The 19,633-nt window shown below is 54.0% G+C and carries 15 protein-coding genes, 1 pseudogene and 1 riboswitch; of the genes and pseudogenes, 12 read left to right on the top strand and 4 right to left on the bottom strand.

Annotation, left to right across the window (positions count from 1 at the left end):
- The first annotated feature begins 5 nt into the window (after positions 1-5).
- Positions 6-611, top strand: coding sequence for a 3-isopropylmalate dehydratase small subunit (gene leuD, locus ATB02_RS05095; RefSeq protein ID WP_000818231.1), 606 nt, complete (start codon positions 6-8; stop codon positions 609-611).
- A gap of 107 nt (positions 612-718) precedes the next feature.
- Here the strand turns inward: leuD and sgrT are convergent, their stop codons facing one another.
- Positions 719-850: a glucose uptake inhibitor SgrT gene (gene sgrT, locus ATB02_RS05090; RefSeq protein ID WP_001248772.1), complete on the bottom strand. Its 132-nt coding sequence runs from the start codon at positions 848-850 to the stop codon at positions 719-721.
- A gap of 88 nt (positions 851-938) precedes the next feature.
- Between sgrT and sgrR the strand changes: the two genes are divergently transcribed.
- From sgrR to thiQ, 4 genes are all read left to right on the top strand, one after another.
- Entirely contained in the window at positions 939-2,594 is a 1,656-nt protein-coding gene (gene sgrR / locus ATB02_RS05085) for a DNA-binding transcriptional regulator SgrR (protein ID WP_105271188.1), read from the top strand.
- Positions 2,595-2,627: 33 nt separating this feature from the next.
- Positions 2,628-2,727: riboswitch (TPP riboswitch) on the top strand.
- Between the two features lie 30 nt (positions 2,728-2,757).
- Entirely contained in the window at positions 2,758-3,741 is a 984-nt protein-coding gene (gene thiB / locus ATB02_RS05080; protein ID WP_105271187.1) for a thiamine ABC transporter substrate binding subunit, read from the top strand.
- Positions 3,717-5,327 carry a thiamine/thiamine pyrophosphate ABC transporter permease ThiP gene (gene thiP, locus ATB02_RS05075; RefSeq protein ID WP_105271186.1) on the top strand — a complete coding sequence of 537 codons (1,611 nt, stop codon included), beginning with the start codon at positions 3,717-3,719 and terminating at the stop codon, positions 5,325-5,327. Before thiB ends, thiP begins: the two co-directional genes overlap by 25 nt.
- Complete coding sequence (gene thiQ, locus ATB02_RS05070) at positions 5,311-6,009, top strand: thiamine ABC transporter ATP-binding protein ThiQ (protein ID WP_000916288.1); 699 nt, start codon at positions 5,311-5,313, stop codon at positions 6,007-6,009. Before thiP ends, thiQ begins: the two co-directional genes overlap by 17 nt.
- 112 nt (positions 6,010-6,121) lie before the next feature.
- Here the strand turns inward: thiQ and ATB02_RS05065 are convergent, their stop codons facing one another.
- Entirely contained in the window at positions 6,122-6,886 is a 765-nt protein-coding gene (locus ATB02_RS05065; protein ID WP_105271185.1) for a DedA family protein, read from the bottom strand.
- Between the two features lie 77 nt (positions 6,887-6,963).
- Positions 6,964-7,842, bottom strand: coding sequence for an arabinose operon transcriptional regulator AraC (araC, locus tag ATB02_RS05060; RefSeq protein ID WP_001300811.1), 879 nt, complete (start codon positions 7,840-7,842; stop codon positions 6,964-6,966).
- A 338-nt stretch (positions 7,843-8,180) separates the two neighbouring features.
- Between araC and araB the strand changes: the two genes are divergently transcribed.
- The 7 genes and pseudogenes from araB to ATB02_RS05020 form a co-directional block, all read left to right on the top strand.
- A complete protein-coding gene (gene araB / locus ATB02_RS05050; RefSeq protein WP_105271184.1) occupies positions 8,181-9,881 on the top strand; it encodes a ribulokinase in 1,701 nt (566 codons plus the stop codon).
- Between the two features lie 10 nt (positions 9,882-9,891).
- Positions 9,892-11,394 (top strand): L-arabinose isomerase, encoded by a 1,503-nt coding sequence (gene araA, locus ATB02_RS05045; protein WP_000151727.1) that lies wholly within the window; start codon positions 9,892-9,894, stop codon positions 11,392-11,394.
- Positions 11,395-11,508: 114 nt separating this feature from the next.
- Positions 11,509-12,204 (top strand): L-ribulose-5-phosphate 4-epimerase, encoded by a 696-nt coding sequence (araD, locus tag ATB02_RS05040; protein ID WP_000888652.1) that lies wholly within the window; start codon positions 11,509-11,511, stop codon positions 12,202-12,204.
- 74 nt (positions 12,205-12,278) lie between these two features.
- Positions 12,279-14,630: a DNA polymerase II gene (polB, locus tag ATB02_RS05035; RefSeq protein ID WP_088541453.1), complete on the top strand. Its 2,352-nt coding sequence runs from the start codon at positions 12,279-12,281 to the stop codon at positions 14,628-14,630.
- Positions 14,631-14,793: 163 nt separating this feature from the next.
- On the top strand, positions 14,794-17,700 hold the full coding sequence (rapA, locus tag ATB02_RS05030; RefSeq protein WP_105271183.1) for an RNA polymerase-associated protein RapA: 2,907 nt from the start codon (positions 14,794-14,796) through the stop codon (positions 17,698-17,700).
- A gap of 11 nt (positions 17,701-17,711) precedes the next feature.
- Positions 17,712-18,371, top strand: coding sequence for a bifunctional tRNA pseudouridine(32) synthase/23S rRNA pseudouridine(746) synthase RluA (rluA, locus tag ATB02_RS05025; protein ID WP_105271182.1), 660 nt, complete (start codon positions 17,712-17,714; stop codon positions 18,369-18,371).
- Positions 18,372-18,584: 213 nt separating this feature from the next.
- A pseudogene (locus ATB02_RS05020) lies at positions 18,585-18,763 on the top strand (transposase DNA-binding-containing protein); the annotation flags it as partial.
- Positions 18,764-18,779: 16 nt separating this feature from the next.
- Here ATB02_RS05020 and espY1 read toward each other — a convergent pair.
- Positions 18,780-19,526, bottom strand: a complete 747-nt coding sequence (espY1, locus tag ATB02_RS05015) for a T3SS effector EspY1 (RefSeq protein WP_105271181.1) — start codon at positions 19,524-19,526, stop codon at positions 18,780-18,782.
- Between the last annotated feature and the right edge of the window lie 107 nt (positions 19,527-19,633).

The raw sequence follows: 19,633 nt of genomic DNA, 5'->3' as shown, positions 1-19,633 counted from the left end.
ACACCATGGCAGAGAAATTTATCAAACACACAGGCCTGGTGGTTCCGCTGGATGCCGCCAATGTCGATACCGATGCAATCATCCCGAAACAGTTTTTGCAGAAAGTGACCCGTACAGGTTTTGGCGCGCATCTGTTTAACGACTGGCGTTTTCTGGATGAAAAAGGCCAACAGCCAAACCCGGACTTCGTGCTGAACTTCCCGCAATATCAGGGCGCTTCCATTTTGCTGGCACGAGAAAACTTCGGCTGCGGTTCCTCGCGTGAGCATGCGCCGTGGGCATTGACCGATTACGGTTTTAAAGTGGTGATTGCACCGAGTTTTGCTGACATCTTCTACGGCAACAGCTTTAACAACCAGCTGCTGCCGGTGAAATTAAGCGATGCAGAAGTGGACGAACTGTTTGCGCTGGTGAAAGCCAATCCGGGGATTCATTTTGATGTGGACCTGGAAGCGCAAGAGGTGAAAGCGGGAGAGAAAACTTATCGCTTTACCATCGATGCCTTCCGCCGCCACTGCATGATGAACGGTCTGGACAGCATCGGCCTGACCCTGCAGCACGACGACGCAATTGCGTCTTATGAAGAGAAGCAACCGGCGTTTATGCGTTAGTTTGTACACCGTCCCGCACTCAATCGCCAAAAAGAAAAAAGCCAGCAGATAATCACTGCTGGCGTGGCGATTAACACCAATACTCAGTCACACATGATGTCCGCAAATCAGTAGTCAGAATGACTCCCCTCCCACTGCATCAGTTCTTCAAGCATAGTTAATCGTTGTGGGACGCTTAACCAACGCAACCAGCACAACGTCGCTGTCGCGGTAAAATAGTGCTGATAAAACTGACGCATGGGGCACCTCCTTGCTTCATCGTTAGGAATTATTGACTTAATATAGGGAAAATAAAATTGCTGACTTTTGCGCAGGAGTTCCCCTTTTATGCCATCTGCTCGTCTGCAACAACAGTTCATCCGCCTGTGGCAATGCTGCGAGGGTAAATCGCAGGACACAACGCTCAACGAACTAGCGGAGTTATTGAGCTGCTCCCGTCGTCATATGCGCACCCTGCTCAATACCATGCAGGATCGCGGCTGGCTGACGTGGGAAGCGGAGGTCGGGCGCGGTAAACGCTCACGTTTAACATTCCTCTATACCGGGCTGGCGCTTCAGCAACAGCGGGCGGAAGACTTACTGGAGCAGGATCGTATCGATCAGTTGGTGCAACTGGTTGGCGACAAAGCGGCTGTGCGGCAAATGCTGGTTTCTCATCTGGGGCGTACCTTCCGTCAGGGGCGGCACATCCTGCGCGTTCTCTACTATCGTCCGTTGCGCAATCTGCTGCCCGGCAGTGCATTGCGCCGTTCCGAAACCCATATCGCCCGGCAAATCTTCAGTTCGCTAACGCGCATAAATGAGGAAAATGGGGAACTGGAAGCAGACATCGCCCACCACTGGCAGCAAATATCACCGCTTCACTGGCGCTTCTTTTTGCGTCCAGGAGTCCATTTTCATCATGGTCGTGAACTGGAAATGGACGATGTGATCGCCTCTTTAAAACGAATCAATACGCTGCCGCTCTATTCGCATATTGCGGACATTGTGTCGCCGACGCCCTGGACGCTGGATATCCATCTCACGCAACCGGACCGCTGGTTGCCGTTACTGCTGGGGCAAGTTCCGGCAATGATCCTGCCGCGCGAATGGGAAACCCTCAGTAACTTTGCCAGCCATCCCATCGGCACCGGTCCGTATGCGGTGATCCGCAACAGCAGCAATCAACTGAAAATTCAGGCATTCGATGACTTCTTCGGTTACCGCGCATTAATCGACGAAGTTAACGTCTGGGTTCTGCCAGAAATTGCCGACGAGCCAGCCGGCGGTCTGATGCTAAAAGGTCCACAGGGCGAGGAAAAAGAGATTGAAAGTCGGCTGGAAGAAGGTTGCTACTATTTACTGTTCGACAGCCGCACCCATCGTGGGGCGAATCAGCAAGTCAGGGACTGGGTAAGTTATGTGCTTTCTCCAACTAATCTGGTCTATTTCGCCGAGGAACAATACCAGCAACTCTGGTTTCCAGCCTACGGGCTGTTGCCGCGCTGGCATCATGCCCACCCGGCGCAGTGCGAAAAACCTGCCGGGCTGGAAAGCCTCACCCTGACCTTTTATCAGGATCATATTGAGCATCGGGTGATTGCCAGGATCATGCAGCAGATTCTGGCAAGTCATCAGGTCACACTTGAAATTAAAGAGATCAGCTACGATCAGTGGCACGAAGGAGAGATCGAGAGCGATATCTGGCTTAACAGCGCCAACTTTACGCTGCCGCTGGATTTTTCGCTGTTCGCGCATTTGTGCGAAGTGCCGCTGCTACAACACTGTATTCCGATCGACTGGCAAGCCGACGCCGCCCGCTGGCGCAATGGCGAAATGAATCTGGCGAACTGGTGCCAGCAACTGGTCGCCAGCAAAGCAATGGTGCCGCTCATCCACCACTGGCTGATCATTCAGGGGCAACGCAGTATGCGCGGTCTGCGTATGAACACCCTCGGCTGGTTCGATTTTAAATCAGCGTGGTTTGCGCCGCCGGATCCATGATTGCTGGTTGATAACAAAATCACTACACTAACGCCGTTCTCAACGGGGTGCCACGCTGCCGCGTGCGCTGAGAAAATACCCGTCGAACCTGATCCGGATAACGCCGGCGAAGGGATTTGAGGCTCCTTCTCAAGTCCTTTGCCACTCTTCTTTGAGGTGCAAAGTGTTAAAAAAATATCTTCCCCTGCTGTTGCTCTGTACAGCACCCGCTTTCGCTAAACCCGTTCTGACTGTTTATACCTACGACTCCTTCGCCGCCGACTGGGGGCCAGGTCCGGTGGTGAAAAAAGCCTTTGAAGCCGACTGTAATTGCGAACTGAAACTGGTGGCGCTGGAAGATGGCGTTTCGCTTCTCAACCGTCTGCGGATGGAAGGCAAAAACAGTAAAGCCGATGTGGTGCTGGGGCTGGATAACAATCTGTTAGATGCTGCCAGCAAAACCGGGCTGTTTGCTAAAAGCGGTGTGGCAGCGGATGCCGTTAACGTTCCCGGCGGCTGGAATAATGACACTTTCGTCCCGTTTGATTACGGCTATTTCGCCTTCGTCTATGACAAGAACAAACTGAAAAATCCGCCGCAAAGCCTGAAAGAATTGGTTGAAAGCGATCAAAACTGGCGGGTGATTTATCAGGATCCGCGCACCAGCACGCCGGGGCTGGGTCTGCTGTTGTGGATGCAAAAAGTCTATGGCGATGACGCCCCACAAGCCTGGCAGAAACTGGCGAAGAAAACGGTCACGGTCACCAAAGGCTGGAGCGAAGCCTACGGCCTGTTTTTAAAAGGCGAAAGCGATCTGGTACTGAGTTACACCACCTCTCCGGCTTATCACATTCTCGAAGAGAAGAAAGATAACTACGCCGCGGCGAACTTTAGCGAAGGTCATTATCTGCAAGTAGAAGTTGCTGCCCGCACCGCTGCCAGCAAGCAGCCGGAACTGGCGCAAAAGTTCCTTCAGTTTATGGTTTCTCCGGCCTTCCAGAATGCGATCCCAACCGGCAACTGGATGTATCCGGTGGCAAACGTCACGCTGCCTGCCGGGTTTGAACAACTGACCAAACCAGCAACCACGCTGGAGTTCACGCCAGCCGACGTGGCGGCACAACGTCAGGCATGGATTAGCGAATGGCAACGCGCCGTCAGCCGTTAATTCCCGGCTGGTTAATTCCAGGCGTAAGCGCCGCTACGCTTGTGGTGGCGGTTGCACTGGCGGCATTTCTCGCCCTGTGGTGGAACGCGCCGCAGGGTGACTGGGTGGCAATCTGGCAGGACAGCTACCTGTGGCATGTGGTGCGCTTTTCCTTCTGGCAGGCGTTTCTCTCGGCGCTGATCTCTGTCGTGCCCGCAATATTCCTTGCCCGCGCCCTCTATCGCAGGCGCTTTCCGGGGCGGCTGGCGCTGTTGCGTCTGTGCGCAATGACCTTGATCCTCCCGGTGCTGGTTGCTGTTTTCGGCATTCTTAGCGTCTATGGTCGCCAGGGCTGGCTGGCATCACTCTGCCAATCGCTCGGTCTGGAGTGGACCTTTTCGCCCTACGGCCTGCAAGGTATTTTGCTGGCGCACGTATTTTTTAATCTGCCGATGGCGAGCCGCTTATTACTCCAGGCACTGGAAAACATTCCCGGCGAACAGCGTCAGCTTGCTGCCCAGCTTGGCATGCGCGGCTGGCATTTTTTCCGCTTCGTCGAATGGCCGTGGTTACGGCGTCAAATCCCGCCGGTTGCCGCGCTTATCTTTATGCTCTGTTTCGCCAGCTTCGCCACCGTGCTATCGCTGGGCGGCGGTCCGCAGGCGACCACTATCGAGCTGGCAATCTATCAGGCGCTGAGTTACGACTACGATCCCGCCCGCGCGGCGATGCTGGCGCTGATCCAGATGGTTTGTTGCCTTGGGCTGGTGCTGTTGAGTCAGCGACTAAGTAAGGCCATTGCGCCCGGCACCACGCTGCTGCAAGGCTGGCGCGACCCGGACGATCGTCTGCATAGCCGCATTTGCGACACGGTGTTAATTGTGCTGGCGCTGTTGCTGTTGCTGCCACCGTTACTGGCGGTGATTGTCGATGGGGTAAATCGCCAGTTGCCAGAGGTGCTGGCACAACCGGTGCTGTGGCAGGCGCTGTGGACCTCGTTGCGTATTGCGCTGGCGGCAGGCGTATTATGCGTAGTGCTGACCATGATGCTGCTATGGAGCAGTCGCGAATTGCGGGCACGGCAAAAAATGCTGGCGGGTCAGGCGCTGGAGATGAGCGGAATGCTGATCCTCGCCATGCCGGGGATTGTGCTGGCAACGGGCTTCTTTTTACTGCTCAACAACACCATCGGCCTGCCACAATCTGCTGACGGCATCGTGATTTTCACCAATGCGTTAATGGCCATCCCTTATGCGCTGAAAGTGCTGGAAAACCCGATGCGCGATATCACTGCCCGCTATAGCATGCTTTGTCAGTCGCTGGGCATTGAAGGCTGGTCGCGCTTAAAAGTGGTGGAGCTGCGCGCCCTGAAACGTCCGCTGGCGCAGGCGCTGGCCTTTGCGTGTGTGCTGTCGATTGGTGATTTTGGCGTGGTGGCGTTGTTCGGTAACGATGATTTCCGTACCCTGCCGTTTTATCTCTACCAGCAAATTGGCTCCTATCGTAGCCAGGACGGCGCGGTGACCGCGTTAATTCTACTGCTGCTCTGTTTTCTGCTGTTTACCGTGATTGAAAAACTACCGGGGCGAAATGTTAAAACTGACTGATATCACTTGGCTTTATCACCATTTGCCGATGCGTTTTAGCTTAACGGTGGAACGCGGCGAGCAGGTGGCGATCCTCGGGCCAAGCGGCGCGGGTAAAAGTACCCTGCTGAATTTGATCGCCGGTTTTCTGACGCCAGCCAGCGGTTCGCTGACTATCGATGGTGTTGATCACACCACGACACCGCCATCACGCCGTCCGGTATCGATGCTGTTTCAGGAGAACAACCTGTTCAGTCACCTGACGGTCGCGCAGAACATCGGGCTGGGGCTTAATCCTGGATTGAAGCTGAACGCGGCGCAGCAGGAGAAAATGCACGCTATTGCCCGTCAGATGGGGATTGATAATTTAATGGCGCGGTTACCGGGCGAGCTTTCCGGCGGTCAGCGTCAGCGAGTGGCGTTAGCGCGTTGTCTGGTACGCGAACAGCCCATTTTATTGCTCGATGAACCGTTCTCTGCGCTCGATCCGGCGTTACGTCAGGAGATGCTGACGCTGGTGAGCACGAGCTGCCAGCAGCAAAAAATGACGCTATTGATGGTGTCGCACAGTGTGGAAGATGCGGCGCGGATCGCCACACGCTCGGTGGTGGTCGCTGACGGGCGCATCGCCTGGCAGGGTAAGACTGAAGAATTGTTGAGCGGTAAGGCGAGTGCTTCGGCAATATTGGGGATTACGGGTTAGTATGCACTGTCGGATACGGCGTGAACGCCTTATCCGACCTACGGACAGTGCGTTTTGTAGGCCTGATAAGACGCGGCAAGCGTCGCATCAGGCAACCCGCACAGACTATCCCCTAAACCCCAACCACTTTCCGCAAAATATCGATATATACCGGCATCAACGGGTGGCGAATTAACACTACCAGCGCCACTACACCGACGGCAGAAATTAACGGTGCCAGCCACAACAAACGACCGCGCGACAAATAATGACTTAAACGGTCAGTCGCTTTACCACTGCGCCATAACCGCCAGCACAGCCAGCCACCAACCCACAAAAACACCGCTGTTGCCAGCAGCAACCATTTAAACTCGCCACTCTGCATTCCGGCAGGAATATCGATCGCCGCGCCCGCCAGAATCCCCGGCAGGAAGTAAAACGGCGGCCATAACAGGCAGCCGATAATATTTGGCGTAATAAATTTCGCCACCGGGAGATCCAACATTCCCGCCACCATTGGCACCAGCGGACGCGTCGGGCCGACAAAACGACCGACCAGAATGGTAAACATGCTGTGTTGATGCAACGCATGTTCAGTTTTATCGAGTAATGCTTTGTTCTTCTTCAGAAATGACCAGCGATGCAACGGCTTTTTAAAACGCCAGCCCAGCCAGAAGGAGATCCAGTCGCCCATCAGGCAACCGACAATCCCTGCCAGCCAGGCGTGCCAGAAACTTAACTCGCCGCTGCCAATCAGCGCCCCCAGTCCCGCCATTAGCACCGTACCGGGTAAAATCAAACCGACCAGCGCCAGCGACTCCAGAAAGGCCACCAACACCACCGCCATCAATGAATACACGGTGGATTGGGTAATAAAGTGTTCCAGCAATGCTTGCATAATGTGCCTGTCAAATGGACGAAGCAGGGATTCTGCAAACCCTATGCTACTCCGTCAATTATCTGATTCGTTACCAATTATGACAACTTGACGGCTACATCATTCACTTTTTCTTCACAACCGGCACGGAACTCGCTCGGACTGGCCCCGGTGCATTTTTTAAATACTCGCGAGAAATAGAGTTGATCGTCAAAGCCAACATTGCGACCGACGGTAGCGATAGGCATCCGGGTGGTGCTCAAAAGCAGCTTCGCCTGACTAATGCGTTGGTCCTCGCGCCAGCTTAAGACGCTAATTCCTAACTGCTGGCGGAACAGATGCGACAGACGCGACGGCGACAGGCAGACATGCTGCGCGACGCTGGCAATATCAAAATTGCTGTCTGCCAGGTGATCGCTGATGTATTGACAAGCCTCGCGTACCCGATTATCCATCGGTGGATGGAGCGACTCGTTAATTGCTTCCATGCGCCGCAGTAACAATTGCTCAAGCAGATTTATCGCCAGCAGCTCCGAATAGCGCCCTTCCCCTTGCCCGGCGTTAATGATTTGCCCAAACAGGTCGCTGAAATGCGGCTGGTGCGCTTCATCCGGGCGAAAGAAACCCGTATTGGCAAATATTGACGGCCAGTTAAGCCATTCATGCCAGTAGGCGCGCGGACGAAAGTAAACCCACTGGTGATACCATTCGCGAGCCTCCGGATGACGACCGTAGTGATGAATCTCTCCTGGCGGGAACAGCAAAATATCACCCGGTCGGCAGACAAATTCTCGTCCCTGATTCTTCACCACTCCCTGACCGCGAATGGTGAGATTGAGAATATAACCCTTCATTCCCAGCGGTCGGTCGATAAAAAAATCGAGATATCCGTTGGCCTCAATCGGCGTTAAACCCGCCACCAGATGGGCGTTAAACGAGTATCCCGGCAGCAGGGGATCATTTTGCGCTTCAGCCATACTTTTCATACTCCCGCCATTCAGAGAAGAAACCAATTGTCCATATTGCATTAGACATTGCCGTCACTGCGTCTTTTACTGGCTCTTCTCGCTAATCCAACCAGTAACCCCGCTTATTAAAAGCATTCTGTAACAAAGCGGGACCAAAGCCATGACAAAAACGCGTAACAAAAGTGTCTATAATCACGGCAGAAAAGTCCACATTGATTATTTGCACGGCGTCACACTTTGCTATGCCATAGCATTTTTATCCATAAGATTAGCGGATCCTACCTGACGCTTTTTTTCGCAACTCTCTACTGTTTCTCCATACCCGTTTTTTTGGATGGAGTGAAACGATGGCGATTGCAATTGGCCTCGATTTTGGCAGTGATTCTGTGCGAGCTTTGGCGGTGGACTGCGCCACCGGTGAAGAGATCGCCACCAGCGTAGAGTGGTATCCCCGTTGGCAGAAAGGGCAATTTTGTGATGCCCCAAATAACCAGTTCCGTCATCATCCGCGTGACTACATTGAGTCAATGGAAGCGGCGCTGAAAACCGTGCTTGCAGAGCTTAGCGCCGAGCAGCGCGCAACCGTGGTCGGGATTGGCGTTGACACAACCGGCTCGACGCCCGCACCGATTGACGCCGACGGTAACGTCCTGGCGCTGCGCCCGGAGTTTGCCGAAAACCCGAACGCGATGTTCGTATTGTGGAAAGACCACACCGCGGTTGAAGAAGCGGAAGCGATTACCCGTTTGTGTCACGCGCCGGGCAAAGTTGACTACTCCCGCTATATTGGCGGTATTTATTCCAGCGAATGGTTCTGGGCAAAAATCCTGCATGTGACGCGCCAGGACAGCGCCGTGGCGCAATCTGCCGCATCGTGGATTGAACTTTGCGACTGGGTGCCCGCCCTGCTCAGTGGCACCACGCGCCCGCAGGATATTCGCCGCGGACGTTGCAGCGCCGGACATAAATCTCTGTGGCACGAAAGCTGGGGCGGCCTGCCGCCAGCCAGTTTCTTTGACGAACTGGACCCGATCCTCAATCGCCATTTGCCTTCCCCGCTGTTCACTGACACCTGGACTGCCGATATTCCGGTGGGCACGTTATGCCCGGAATGGGCGCAGCGTCTCGGCCTGCCTGAAAGCGTGGTGATTTCCGGCGGCGCGTTTGACTGCCATATGGGCGCAGTTGGCGCAGGCGCACAGCCTAACGCTCTGGTAAAAGTTATCGGTACTTCCACCTGCGACATTCTGATTGCCGACAAACAGAGCGTTGGCGAGCGGGCAGTTAAAGGCATTTGCGGTCAGGTTGATGGCAGCGTGGTGCCTGGATTTATCGGTCTGGAAGCAGGTCAGTCGGCGTTTGGTGATATCTACGCCTGGTTTGGACGCGTACTCAGCTGGCCGCTGGAACAGCTTGCCGCCCAGCATCCGGAACTGAAAGAGCAAATCAACGCCAGCCAGAAACAACTGCTTCCGGCGTTGACCGAAGCATGGGCTCAAAATCCGTCTCTGGATCACCTGCCGGTGGTGCTCGACTGGTTTAACGGCCGCCGCACACCGAACGCTAACCAACGCCTGAAAGGGGTGATTACCGATCTGAACCTCGCTACCGACGCTCCGCTGCTGTTCGGCGGTTTGATTGCTGCCACCGCCTTTGGCGCACGTGCAATTATGGAGTGCTTTACCGATCAGGGGATCGCCGTTAATAACGTGATGGCGCTGGGCGGCATCGCGCGGAAAAACCAGGTCATTATGCAGGCCTGCTGCGACGTGCTGAATCGCCCGCTGCAAATTGTTGCCTCTGACCAGTGCTGTGCGCTCGGTGCGGCGATTTTCGCTGCCGTCGCCGCGAAAGTGCACGCAGATATCCCATCAGCACAGCAAAAAATGGCCAGTGCGGTAGAGAAAACCCTGCAACCGCGCAGCGAACAGGCACAACGCTTTGAACAGCTTTATCGCCGCTATCAGCAATGGGCGATGAGCGCCGAACAACACTATCTTCCAACTTCCGCCCCGGCACAGGCTGCCCAGGCCATTCCGACTCTATAAGGACACGACAATGACGATTTTTGATAATTATGAAGTGTGGTTTGTAATTGGCAGCCAGCATCTGTATGGCCCGGAAACCCTGCGTCAGGTCACCCAACATGCCGAGCACGTCGTTAATGCGCTGAATACGGAAGCGAAACTGCCCTGCAAACTGGTGCTGAAACCGCTGGGCACCACGCCGGATGAAATCACCGCTATTTGCCGCGACGCGAATTACGACGATCGTTGTGCAGGTCTGGTGGTGTGGCTGCACACCTTTTCCCCGGCCAAAATGTGGATCAACGGCCTGACCATGCTCAACAAACCGTTGCTGCAATTCCACACCCAGTTCAACGCGGCGCTGCCGTGGGACAGTATCGACATGGACTTTATGAACCTGAACCAGACTGCACATGGCGGTCGCGAGTTTGGCTTCATTGGCGCACGTATGCGTCAGCAACATGCCGTCGTTACCGGTCACTGGCAGGATAAACAGGCACATGAGCGTATCGGCTCATGGATGCGTCAGGCGGTCTCTAAACAGGATACCCGTCATCTGAAAGTTTGCCGCTTTGGCGATAACATGCGTGAAGTAGCGGTCACCGATGGCGATAAAGTTGCCGCACAAATCAAATTCGGTTTCTCCGTCAATACCTGGGCGGTTGGCGATCTGGTGCAGGTGGTGAACTCCATCAGCGATGGCGATGTTAACGCGCTGGTCGATGAGTACGAAAGCTGCTACACCATGACGCCTGCGACACAAATCCACGGCGAAAAACGGCAGAACGTGCTGGAAGCTGCGCGTATTGAGCTGGGAATGAAGCGTTTCCTGGAACAAGGTGGCTTCCATGCTTTCACCACCACCTTTGAAGATTTGCACGGTCTGAAGCAGCTTCCAGGCCTGGCCGTGCAGCGTCTGATGCAGCAGGGCTACGGCTTTGCGGGCGAAGGCGACTGGAAAACTGCCGCCCTGCTTCGCATCATGAAGGTGATGTCAACCGGTCTGCAGGGCGGCACCTCTTTTATGGAGGACTATACCTACCACTTCGAGAAAGGTAATGACCTGGTGCTCGGCTCCCACATGCTGGAAGTCTGCCCGTCGATCGCCGCAGAAGAGAAACCGATCCTCGACGTTCAGCACCTCGGTATTGGTGGTAAAGACGACCCGGCCCGCCTAATCTTCAACACCCAAACCGGTCCGGCCATTGTCGCCAGCCTGATTGATCTCGGCGATCGTTACCGTCTGCTGGTTAACTGCATCGACACGGTGAAAACGCCGCACACCCTGCCGAAACTGCCGGTGGCGAATGCGCTGTGGAAAGCGCAGCCGGATCTACCAACCGCTTCCGAAGCGTGGATCCTTGCTGGTGGCGCGCACCACACCGTCTTCAGCCATGCGTTGAACCTCAACGATATGCGCCAGTTCGCCGAGATGCACGACATTGAAATCACGGTGATTGATAACGACACCCGCCTGCCAGCGTTTAAAGATGCACTGCGCTGGAACGAAGTGTATTACGGATTTCGTCGCTAAGTAGCCGCATCAGGTATGTAACGCCTGATGCGACGCTGACGCGTCTTATCAGGCCTACGCGCTGTGATTTTGTAGGCCGGATAAGCAAAGCGCATCCGGCACGAAGGAGTCAACATGTTAGAAGATCTCAAACGCCAGGTTTTAGAAGCCAACCTGGCGCTGCCAAAACACAACCTGGTCACGCTGACCTGGGGCAACGTCAGCGCCGTTGATCGCGAGCGCGGCGTCTTTGTAATCAAACCTTCCGGCGTCGATTACAACGTCATGACCGCTGACGATATGGTCGTGGTCAGCATCGAAACCGGTGAAGTGGTTGAAGGTACGAAAAAGCCCTCCTCCGACACGCCAACTCACCGGCTGCTCTATCAGGCATTCCCGTCCATTGGCGGCATTGTGCATACGCACTCCCGCCACGCCACCATCTGGGCGCAGGCGGGCCAGTCAATTCCGGCAACCGGCACCACCCACGCCGACTATTTCTACGGCACCATTCCCTGCACTCGCAAAATGACCGATGCAGAAATCAATGGCGAATATGAGTGGGAAACCGGTAACGTCATCGTTGAAACTTTCGAAAAACAGGGTATCGACGCAGCGCAAATGCCTGGCGTTCTGGTCCATTCTCACGGCCCGTTTGCATGGGGTAAAAACGCTGAAGACGCAGTGCATAACGCCATCGTGCTGGAAGAAGTCGCTTATATGGGGATTTTCTGCCGCCAGTTAGCCCCGCAATTGCCAGATATGCAGCAAACATTGCTGGATAAACACTATCTGCGTAAGCATGGCGCAAAAGCCTATTACGGCCAGTAATGACTGTATAAAACCACAGCCAGTCAACCAAAACCAGGCTATACTCAAGCCTGGTTTTTTATTGGATTTTCAGCGTGGCGCAGGCAGGTTTTATCTTAACCCGACACTGGCGGGACACCCCGCAAGGGACAGAGGTCTCTTTCTGGTTAGCGACGGACAACGGGCCGTTGCAGGTTACGCTTGCACCGCAAGAGTCCGTGGCGTTTATTCCCGCCGATCAGGTTCCCCGCGCCCAGCATATTTTGCAGGGTGAACAAGGCTTTCGCCTGACGCCGCTGGCGTTAAAGGATTTTCATCGCCAGCCGGTGTATGGCCTTTACTGTCGCGCCCATCGCCAGTTAATGAATTACGAAAAGCGCCTGCGTGAAGGTGGCGTTACCGTCTACGAGGCCGATGTGCGCCCGCCGGAACGCTATCTGATGGAGCGGTTTATCACCTCTCCGGTGTGGGTCGAGGGTGATATGCGCAATGGCGCTATCGTTAATGCCCGTCTGAAACCGCATCCCGACTACCGCCCGCCGCTCAAGTGGGTTTCTATTGATATTGAAACCACCCGCCACGGTGAACTGTACTGCATCGGTCTGGAAGGCTGCGGGCAGCGCATCGTTTATATGCTGGGGCCGGAGAATGGCGATGCCTCCGCGCTTGATTTCGAACTGGAGTACGTCGCCAGTCGTCCGCAGCTGCTGGAAAAACTCAACGCCTGGTTTGCTAACCACGATCCTGATGTGATCATCGGCTGGAACGTGGTGCAGTTCGATCTGCGAATGCTGCAAAAACATGCCGAGCGCTACCGTATTCCACTGCGTCTGGGGCGCGATAACAGTGAGCTGGAGTGGCGCGAGCACGGCTTTAAAAACGGTGTGTTTTTTGCCCAGGCTAAAGGTCGGCTAATTATCGACGGTATTGAGGCGCTGAAATCTGCATTCTGGAATTTCTCTTCATTCTCGCTGGAAACCGTCGCTCAGGAGTTATTAGGCGAAGGAAAATCTATCGATAACCCGTGGGATCGGATGGACGAAATTGACCGCCGTTTCGCCGAAGATAAACCTGCCCTGGCGACTTATAACCTGAAAGATTGCGAGCTGGTGACGCAGATCTTCCACAAAACTGAAATCATGCCGTTTCTACTCGAACGGGCGACGGTGAACGGCCTCCCAGTAGATCGGCACGGGGGATCGGTGGCGGCGTTTGGTCATCTCTATTTTCCCCGAATGCATCGTGCTGGTTATGTCGCGCCTAATCTCGGCGAAGTGCCGCCGCACGCCAGCCCTGGCGGCTATGTGATGGATTCGCGGCCTGGGCTTTATGATTCGGTACTGGTGCTGGACTATAAAAGCCTGTACCCGTCGATCATCCGCACCTTTCTGATTGATCCCGTCGGGCTGGTGGAAGGCATGGCGCAGCCTGATCCAGAGCACAGCACCGAAGGCTTTCTCGATGCCTGGTTCTCGCGGGAGAAACATTGCCTGCCGGAGATTGTGACTAACATCTGGCACGGGCGCGATGAAGCCAAACGCCAGGGCAATAAGCCACTGTCGCAGGCGCTGAAGATCATCATGAATGCCTTTTATGGCGTGCTCGGGACTACCGCCTGTCGCTTCTTCGATCCCCGCCTGGCGTCGTCAATCACCATGCGTGGTCATCAGATCATGCGGCAAACCAAAGCGTTGATTGAAGCGCAGGGCTATGACGTAATCTACGGCGATACTGACTCAACGTTTGTCTGGCTGAAAGGCGCGCACTCCGAAGAAGAAGCGGCGAAAATCGGTCGTGCACTGGTGCAGCACGTTAACGCCTGGTGGGCAGAAACGTTGCAACAGCAACGGCTGACTAGCGCATTAGAACTGGAGTATGAAACCCATTTCTGCCGTTTTCTGATGCCAACCATTCGCGGAGCCGATACCGGCAGTAAAAAACGGTATGCCGGGCTGATTCAGGAGGGCGATAAGCAGCGGATGGTGTTTAAAGGGCTGGAAACCGTGCGCACCGACTGGACGCCGCTGGCCCAGCAGTTTCAGCAGGAGCTTTACCTGCGTATCTTCCGCAACGAGCCATATCAGGAGTACGTCCGCGAAACCATCGACAAACTGATGGCGGGTGAACTGGATGCGCGGCTGGTTTACCGTAAACGCCTTCGCCGTCCGCTGAGCGAATATCAGCGTAATGTTCCGCCTCATGTACGCGCCGCTCGCCTTGCCGATGAAGAAAACCAAAAGCGCGGTCGCCCCTTGCAATATCAGAACCGCGGCACCATTAAGTACGTATGGACCACCAACGGCCCGGAGCCGCTGGACTACCAACGTTCACCGCTGGATTACGAACACTATCTGACCCGCCAGCTACAACCCGTGGCGGAGGGAATACTCCCTTTTATTGAGGATAATTTTGCTACACTTATGACCGGGCAACTTGGGCTATTTTGAGCAAAAAAAGAGTTCGCCAGATACCATTTTGATGCGTGACGAATGCTTTGCCATCCAGTACCATAGCGCCCTTTCCATTCCTGGACCTGAATAACACCACTACCTCATAAGCACGGTAGCGGGTGGTTATTGCCTGCAATTAAAGATATAGAGCCGAACACATATGCCTTTTACACTTGGTCAACGCTGGATCAGCGATACAGAAAGCGAATTGGGACTTGGAACCGTTGTCGCGGTGGATGCGCGAACTGTCACTTTACTTTTCCCATCTACTGGTGAAAACCGTCTGTACGCACGCAGTGATTCCCCCGTGACCCGCGTGATGTTCAACCCTGGTGATACCATTACCAGCCATGACGGCTGGCAGATGCAAGTCGAAGAAGTAAAAGAAGAAAATGGCTTGCTGACCTATATCGGTACTCGCCTGGATACTGAAGAGTCCGGCGTAGCCCTGCGTGAAGTTTTCCTTGATAGCAAACTGGTGTTCAGCAAACCGCAGGACCGTCTGTTTGCCGGGCAGATTGACCGTATGGACCGCTTTGCGCTGCGTTATCGCGCACGTAAATATTCCAGCGAACAGTTCCGTATGCCGTACAGCGGCCTGCGCGGTCAGCGTACCAGTCTGATCCCGCATCAGCTCAACATCGCTCATGATGTTGGTCGCCGCCATGCGCCGCGCGTCCTGCTGGCTGACGAAGTGGGTTTAGGGAAAACCATTGAAGCCGGGATGATCCTGCATCAGCAGTTGCTCTCTGGCGCTGCTGAACGTGTACTGATTATCGTCCCGGAAACCTTACAGCATCAGTGGCTGGTAGAAATGCTGCGCCGTTTCAACCTGCGTTTTGCGCTATTTGATGATGAGCGTTATGCCGAAGCTCAGCACGATGCTTACAACCCGTTCGATACCGAACAGCTGGTGATTTGCTCGCTGGATTTTGCCCGTCGTAGCAAACAGCGGCTGGAACATCTCTGTGAAGCCGAATGGGATCTGCTGGTGGTCGATGAAGCGCATCATCTGGTGTGGAGCGAAGATGCGCCGAGCCGTGAATATCAGGCCATTGAACAACTGGCAGAGCATGTGCCCGGCGTTCTGCTGCTGACTGCGACCCCGGAACAACTGGGGATGGAAAGCCACTTCGCCCGTCTGCGCCTGCTGGACCCGAACCGTTTCCACGATTTCGCGCAGTTCGTTGAAGAGCAGAAAAATTATCGTCCGGTAGCAGATGCCGTTGCCATGCTACTGGCAGGTAACAAACTGAGCAATGATGAACTGAACATGCTTGGCGAGATGATCGGCGAGCAGGATATCGAGCCGTTGCTGCAGGCGGCAAACAGCGACAGCCAAGATGCCCAGAGCGCCCGTCAGGAACTGGTTTCCATGCTGATGGATCGCCACGGCACCAGCCGCGTGCTGTTCCGTAACACGCGTAACGGTGTGAAAGGCTTCCCGAAACGCGAGCTGCACACTATTAAGCTGCCGCTGCCGACGCAGTATCAGACGGCGATTAAAGTGTCCGGCATTATGGGCGCACGTAAAAGTGCGGAAGATCGCGCTCGCGATATGCTCTACCCGGAGCGTATTTATCAGGAATTTGAAGGCGATAACGCCACCTGGTGGAACTTCGACCCGCGCGTTGAGTGGCTGATGGGTTACCTGACCAGCCATCGCTCTCAGAAAGTGCTGGTGATCTGCGCTAAAGCCGCTACCGCGCTGCAACTGGAGCAGGTACTGCGTGAGCGTGAAGGTATCCGCGCCGCGGTGTTCCACGAAGGCATGTCGATTATTGAGCGTGACCGCGCTGCGGCATGGTTTGCCGAAGAAGACACCGGCGCGCAGGTGCTGCTGTGTTCGGAAATCGGTTCTGAAGGGCGTAACTTCCAGTTCGCCAGCCACATGGTAATGTTCGATCTGCCGTTCAACCCGGATCTGCTGGAGCAGCGTATTGGTCGTCTGGATCGTATCGGTCAGGCACACGATATTCAGATCCATGTGCCTTATCTGGAAAAAACCGCTCAGTCGGTACTGGTGCGCTGGTATCACGAAGGTCTGGATGCATTCGAGCACACCTGCCCGACCGGACGCACTATCTACGATAGCGTGTATAACGATCTGATTAACTACCTGGCCTCACCGGATCAAACCGAAGGCTTTGACGATCTGATCAAAAACTGCCGCGAGCAGCACGAGGCGTTGAAGGCACAGCTGGAACAGGGTCGTGACCGCCTGCTGGAGATCCACTCCAACGGTGGCGAAAAAGCGCAGGCATTAGCTGAAAGCATTGAAGAGCAGGATGACGATACCAACCTGATCGCCTTCGCCATGAACCTGTTCGATATTATCGGTATCAATCAGGACGATCGCGGCGACAACATGATCGTGCTGACGCCGTCCGATCATATGCTGGTGCCGGACTTCCCGGGCCTGTCGGAAGATGGCATCACCATCACCTTCGACCGTGAGGTGGCGCTGGCGCGTGAAGATGCGCAGTTTATTACCTGGGAGCATCCGCTGATCCGCAACGGTCTGGATCTGATCCTCTCTGGCGATACCGGTAGCAGCACGATTTCACTGTTGAAAAACAAAGCGTTGCCGGTAGGTACGCTGTTGGTGGAATTGATTTATGTCGTTGAAGCCCAGGCTCCGAAGCAGTTGCAGCTCAACCGCTTCCTGCCGCCGACGCCGGTACGTATGCTGCTGGATAAAAATGGCAACAACCTGGCGGCGCAGGTGGAGTTTGAAACCTTTAACCGTCAGCTTAACGCGGTTAACCGCCACACTGGCAGCAAGCTGGTTAATGCCGTGCAGCAGGATGTTCACGCTATCCTTCAGTTGGGTGAAGCGCAGATCGAGAAATCTGCCCGTGCATTGATTGATGCAGCACGTAACGAAGCCGACGAAAAATTGTCTGCCGAGCTGTCTCGTCTGGAAGCTCTGCGCGCAGTGAACCCGAACATTCGTGACGATGAACTGACCGCCATTGAGAGCAACCGTCAGCAGGTAATGGAAAGCCTGGATCAGGCAGGCTGGCGTCTGGATGCCCTGCGTTTGATCGTTGTGACGCATCAGTAACGGAGCCAAAGATGGGGATGGAAAACTACAATCCGCCGCAGGAGCCCTGGCTGGTTATCCTGTATCAGGATGACCACATTATGGTGGTCAACAAGCCGAGCGGTTTGTTGTCTGTGCCGGGGCGTCTGGAAGAGCACAAAGACAGCGTGATGACACGCATTCAGCGTGATTATCCACAGGCGGAATCGGTGCATCGTCTGGATATGGCTACCAGCGGCGTGATTGTAGTGGCGCTGACCAAAGCCGCGGAGCGGGAATTAAAACGCCAGTTCCGCGAGCGCGAGCCGAAAAAGCAGTATGTGGCCCGCGTCTGGGGACATCCATCCCGTGCGGAAGGTCTGGTAGATCTGCCGCTGATTTGCGACTGGCCAAACCGCCCGAAACAGAAAGTCTGTTACGAAACGGGTAAACCTGCGCAGACGGAATATGAAGTGGTGGAGTATGCAGCGGATAACACAGCAAGAGTGGTGTTAAAACCGATTACCGGGCGTTCGCATCAGCTGCGTGTGCATATGCTGGCGCTGGGCCATCCGATTCTCGGCGATCGTTTTTATGCATCACCAGAAGCGAGAGCTATGGCACCGCGTTTGTTGCTGCATGCCGAGATGCTGACGATTACCCATCCGGCGTATGGCAATAGTATGACGTTTAAGGCGCCAGCGGATTTTTAATCCTTTTCTGTACGTTTATACCCTCATCCTAAGGGCTGCCTCTTGTACATAAATCCCCGAGTCCGGGGATTTTTTGTTTCTGCCAAACTGCTTTCAGTTGTTGCGTGTGGCTACGCTTTCCATTCGGTAATTCCCTTCCTGCTCCACAGCGAATTTTTGAACTTTTTCTTCACCCGTTGATCGTCTCTATTATTTCATTTTATCGGGTCTGTTATGGTCCTTTCTGATTGTTATTCATGGGCTAATTAGCAGTCTGGTTGGCGATGCCCATCTCGGTGATCCGCGTCGTGCACGACGCCTTGCATCACCAGCATCTTCTCTAGCTCATCATGCAGATCTTTCTAATTGTGAAATCATCCCACGCTACTGCTAAGGTTGAAGGGGCGTTCCAGCCCCTTCAACCTTAGCTTATTCTGGATCATTCAATAATTGCGTTGGCAATAATTTTTCAGCAGTACTTTGTTTAGTAGCAACGCCTTCAGTAACAATTTTTTTGGGGGTGATTTTATTAATAATAATTACCTCAGCATATAGGCGGGTAGCACCGTCCACGGTAGCACCGTCCAGGATAGCACCGTCCAGGTTAGCATTCCACCCAGGTTTCATGTAAAGGTTTTCATTGCTATCTTTCATTATTTTTTTACCAAAGTAACAATCCCTCATGTCAACGCCGGGAAGGTAAGCCTCTCTAAGATCAACGCCCAAGTTACCTGGGCCTTTATGCAGCTGCAACGTCTGAGTACATATCTCCTTATTTTCAATAAAAAAAGTGACACTTAACTCGATATCACCGAAGGTCTCGGCGACCCAGCGCATATTGCCCTTTGCGACCATCTCATCCGGATTTTTTACGCATGTTTTGAGTTCATTGAATAATTCCAGACTATGGATAAACTTTTCTTTCTCATTCTCATTGACAGCCCCAGTAAAGTATTTTGAGGCGTTGATGTTGCCAGCCTTTTTATTCACGAAATTGAACAGAAGTTTATAAGCCTCAGGCTGTTTATCTGACCAGAACAGATGACGTAACGTCTCCCACAAGCGTTGAAAGATATTCATCTTCACGTCCATCTTGTCCCCGCTCACCATCTTATAAATATCGTTATTGCTCATATTTAAAAGTGTAGCCGGCATGCCTGGAACTGATACTTTCATGGTAATAGCCTCGCATTGCGTTAAAAACTCATCATGCGCGCTCTCAATAAATATACTTTCAAAAATCGCTCATTCGGGTATGTGGTTTTTATTTTTAAGACGTAAAA

Source organism: Escherichia sp. MOD1-EC5189 (assembly GCF_002966045.1).
Taxonomy (GTDB): Bacteria; Pseudomonadota; Gammaproteobacteria; order Enterobacterales; family Enterobacteriaceae; genus Escherichia; species Escherichia coli_F.
Note: the sequence above shows the minus strand (reverse complement) of the source record. Positions and strands in the feature narration are given on the sequence as shown.

Excerpts from the sequence above, each read along its gene's own strand:
- leuD (WP_000818231.1), top strand. The coding sequence starts at position 6 with ATGGCAGAGAAATTTATCAAACACACAGGCCTGGTGGTTCCGCTGGAT.
- sgrT (WP_001248772.1), bottom strand. The coding sequence starts at position 850 with ATGCGTCAGTTTTATCAGCACTATTTTACCGCGACAGCGACGTTGTGC.
- sgrR (WP_105271188.1), top strand. The coding sequence starts at position 939 with ATGCCATCTGCTCGTCTGCAACAACAGTTCATCCGCCTGTGGCAATGC.
- thiP (WP_105271186.1), top strand. The coding sequence starts at position 3,717 with ATGGCAACGCGCCGTCAGCCGTTAATTCCCGGCTGGTTAATTCCAGGC.
- thiQ (WP_000916288.1), top strand. The coding sequence starts at position 5,311 with ATGTTAAAACTGACTGATATCACTTGGCTTTATCACCATTTGCCGATG.
- ATB02_RS05065 (WP_105271185.1), bottom strand. The coding sequence starts at position 6,886 with ATGCAAGCATTGCTGGAACACTTTATTACCCAATCCACCGTGTATTCA.
- araC (WP_001300811.1), bottom strand. The coding sequence starts at position 7,842 with ATGGCTGAAGCGCAAAATGATCCCCTGCTGCCGGGATACTCGTTTAAC.
- araB (WP_105271184.1), top strand. The coding sequence starts at position 8,181 with ATGGCGATTGCAATTGGCCTCGATTTTGGCAGTGATTCTGTGCGAGCT.
- araA (WP_000151727.1), top strand. The coding sequence starts at position 9,892 with ATGACGATTTTTGATAATTATGAAGTGTGGTTTGTAATTGGCAGCCAG.
- araD (WP_000888652.1), top strand. The coding sequence starts at position 11,509 with ATGTTAGAAGATCTCAAACGCCAGGTTTTAGAAGCCAACCTGGCGCTG.
- rapA (WP_105271183.1), top strand. The coding sequence starts at position 14,794 with ATGCCTTTTACACTTGGTCAACGCTGGATCAGCGATACAGAAAGCGAA.
- rluA (WP_105271182.1), top strand. The coding sequence starts at position 17,712 with ATGGGGATGGAAAACTACAATCCGCCGCAGGAGCCCTGGCTGGTTATC.
- espY1 (WP_105271181.1), bottom strand. The coding sequence starts at position 19,526 with ATGAAAGTATCAGTTCCAGGCATGCCGGCTACACTTTTAAATATGAGC.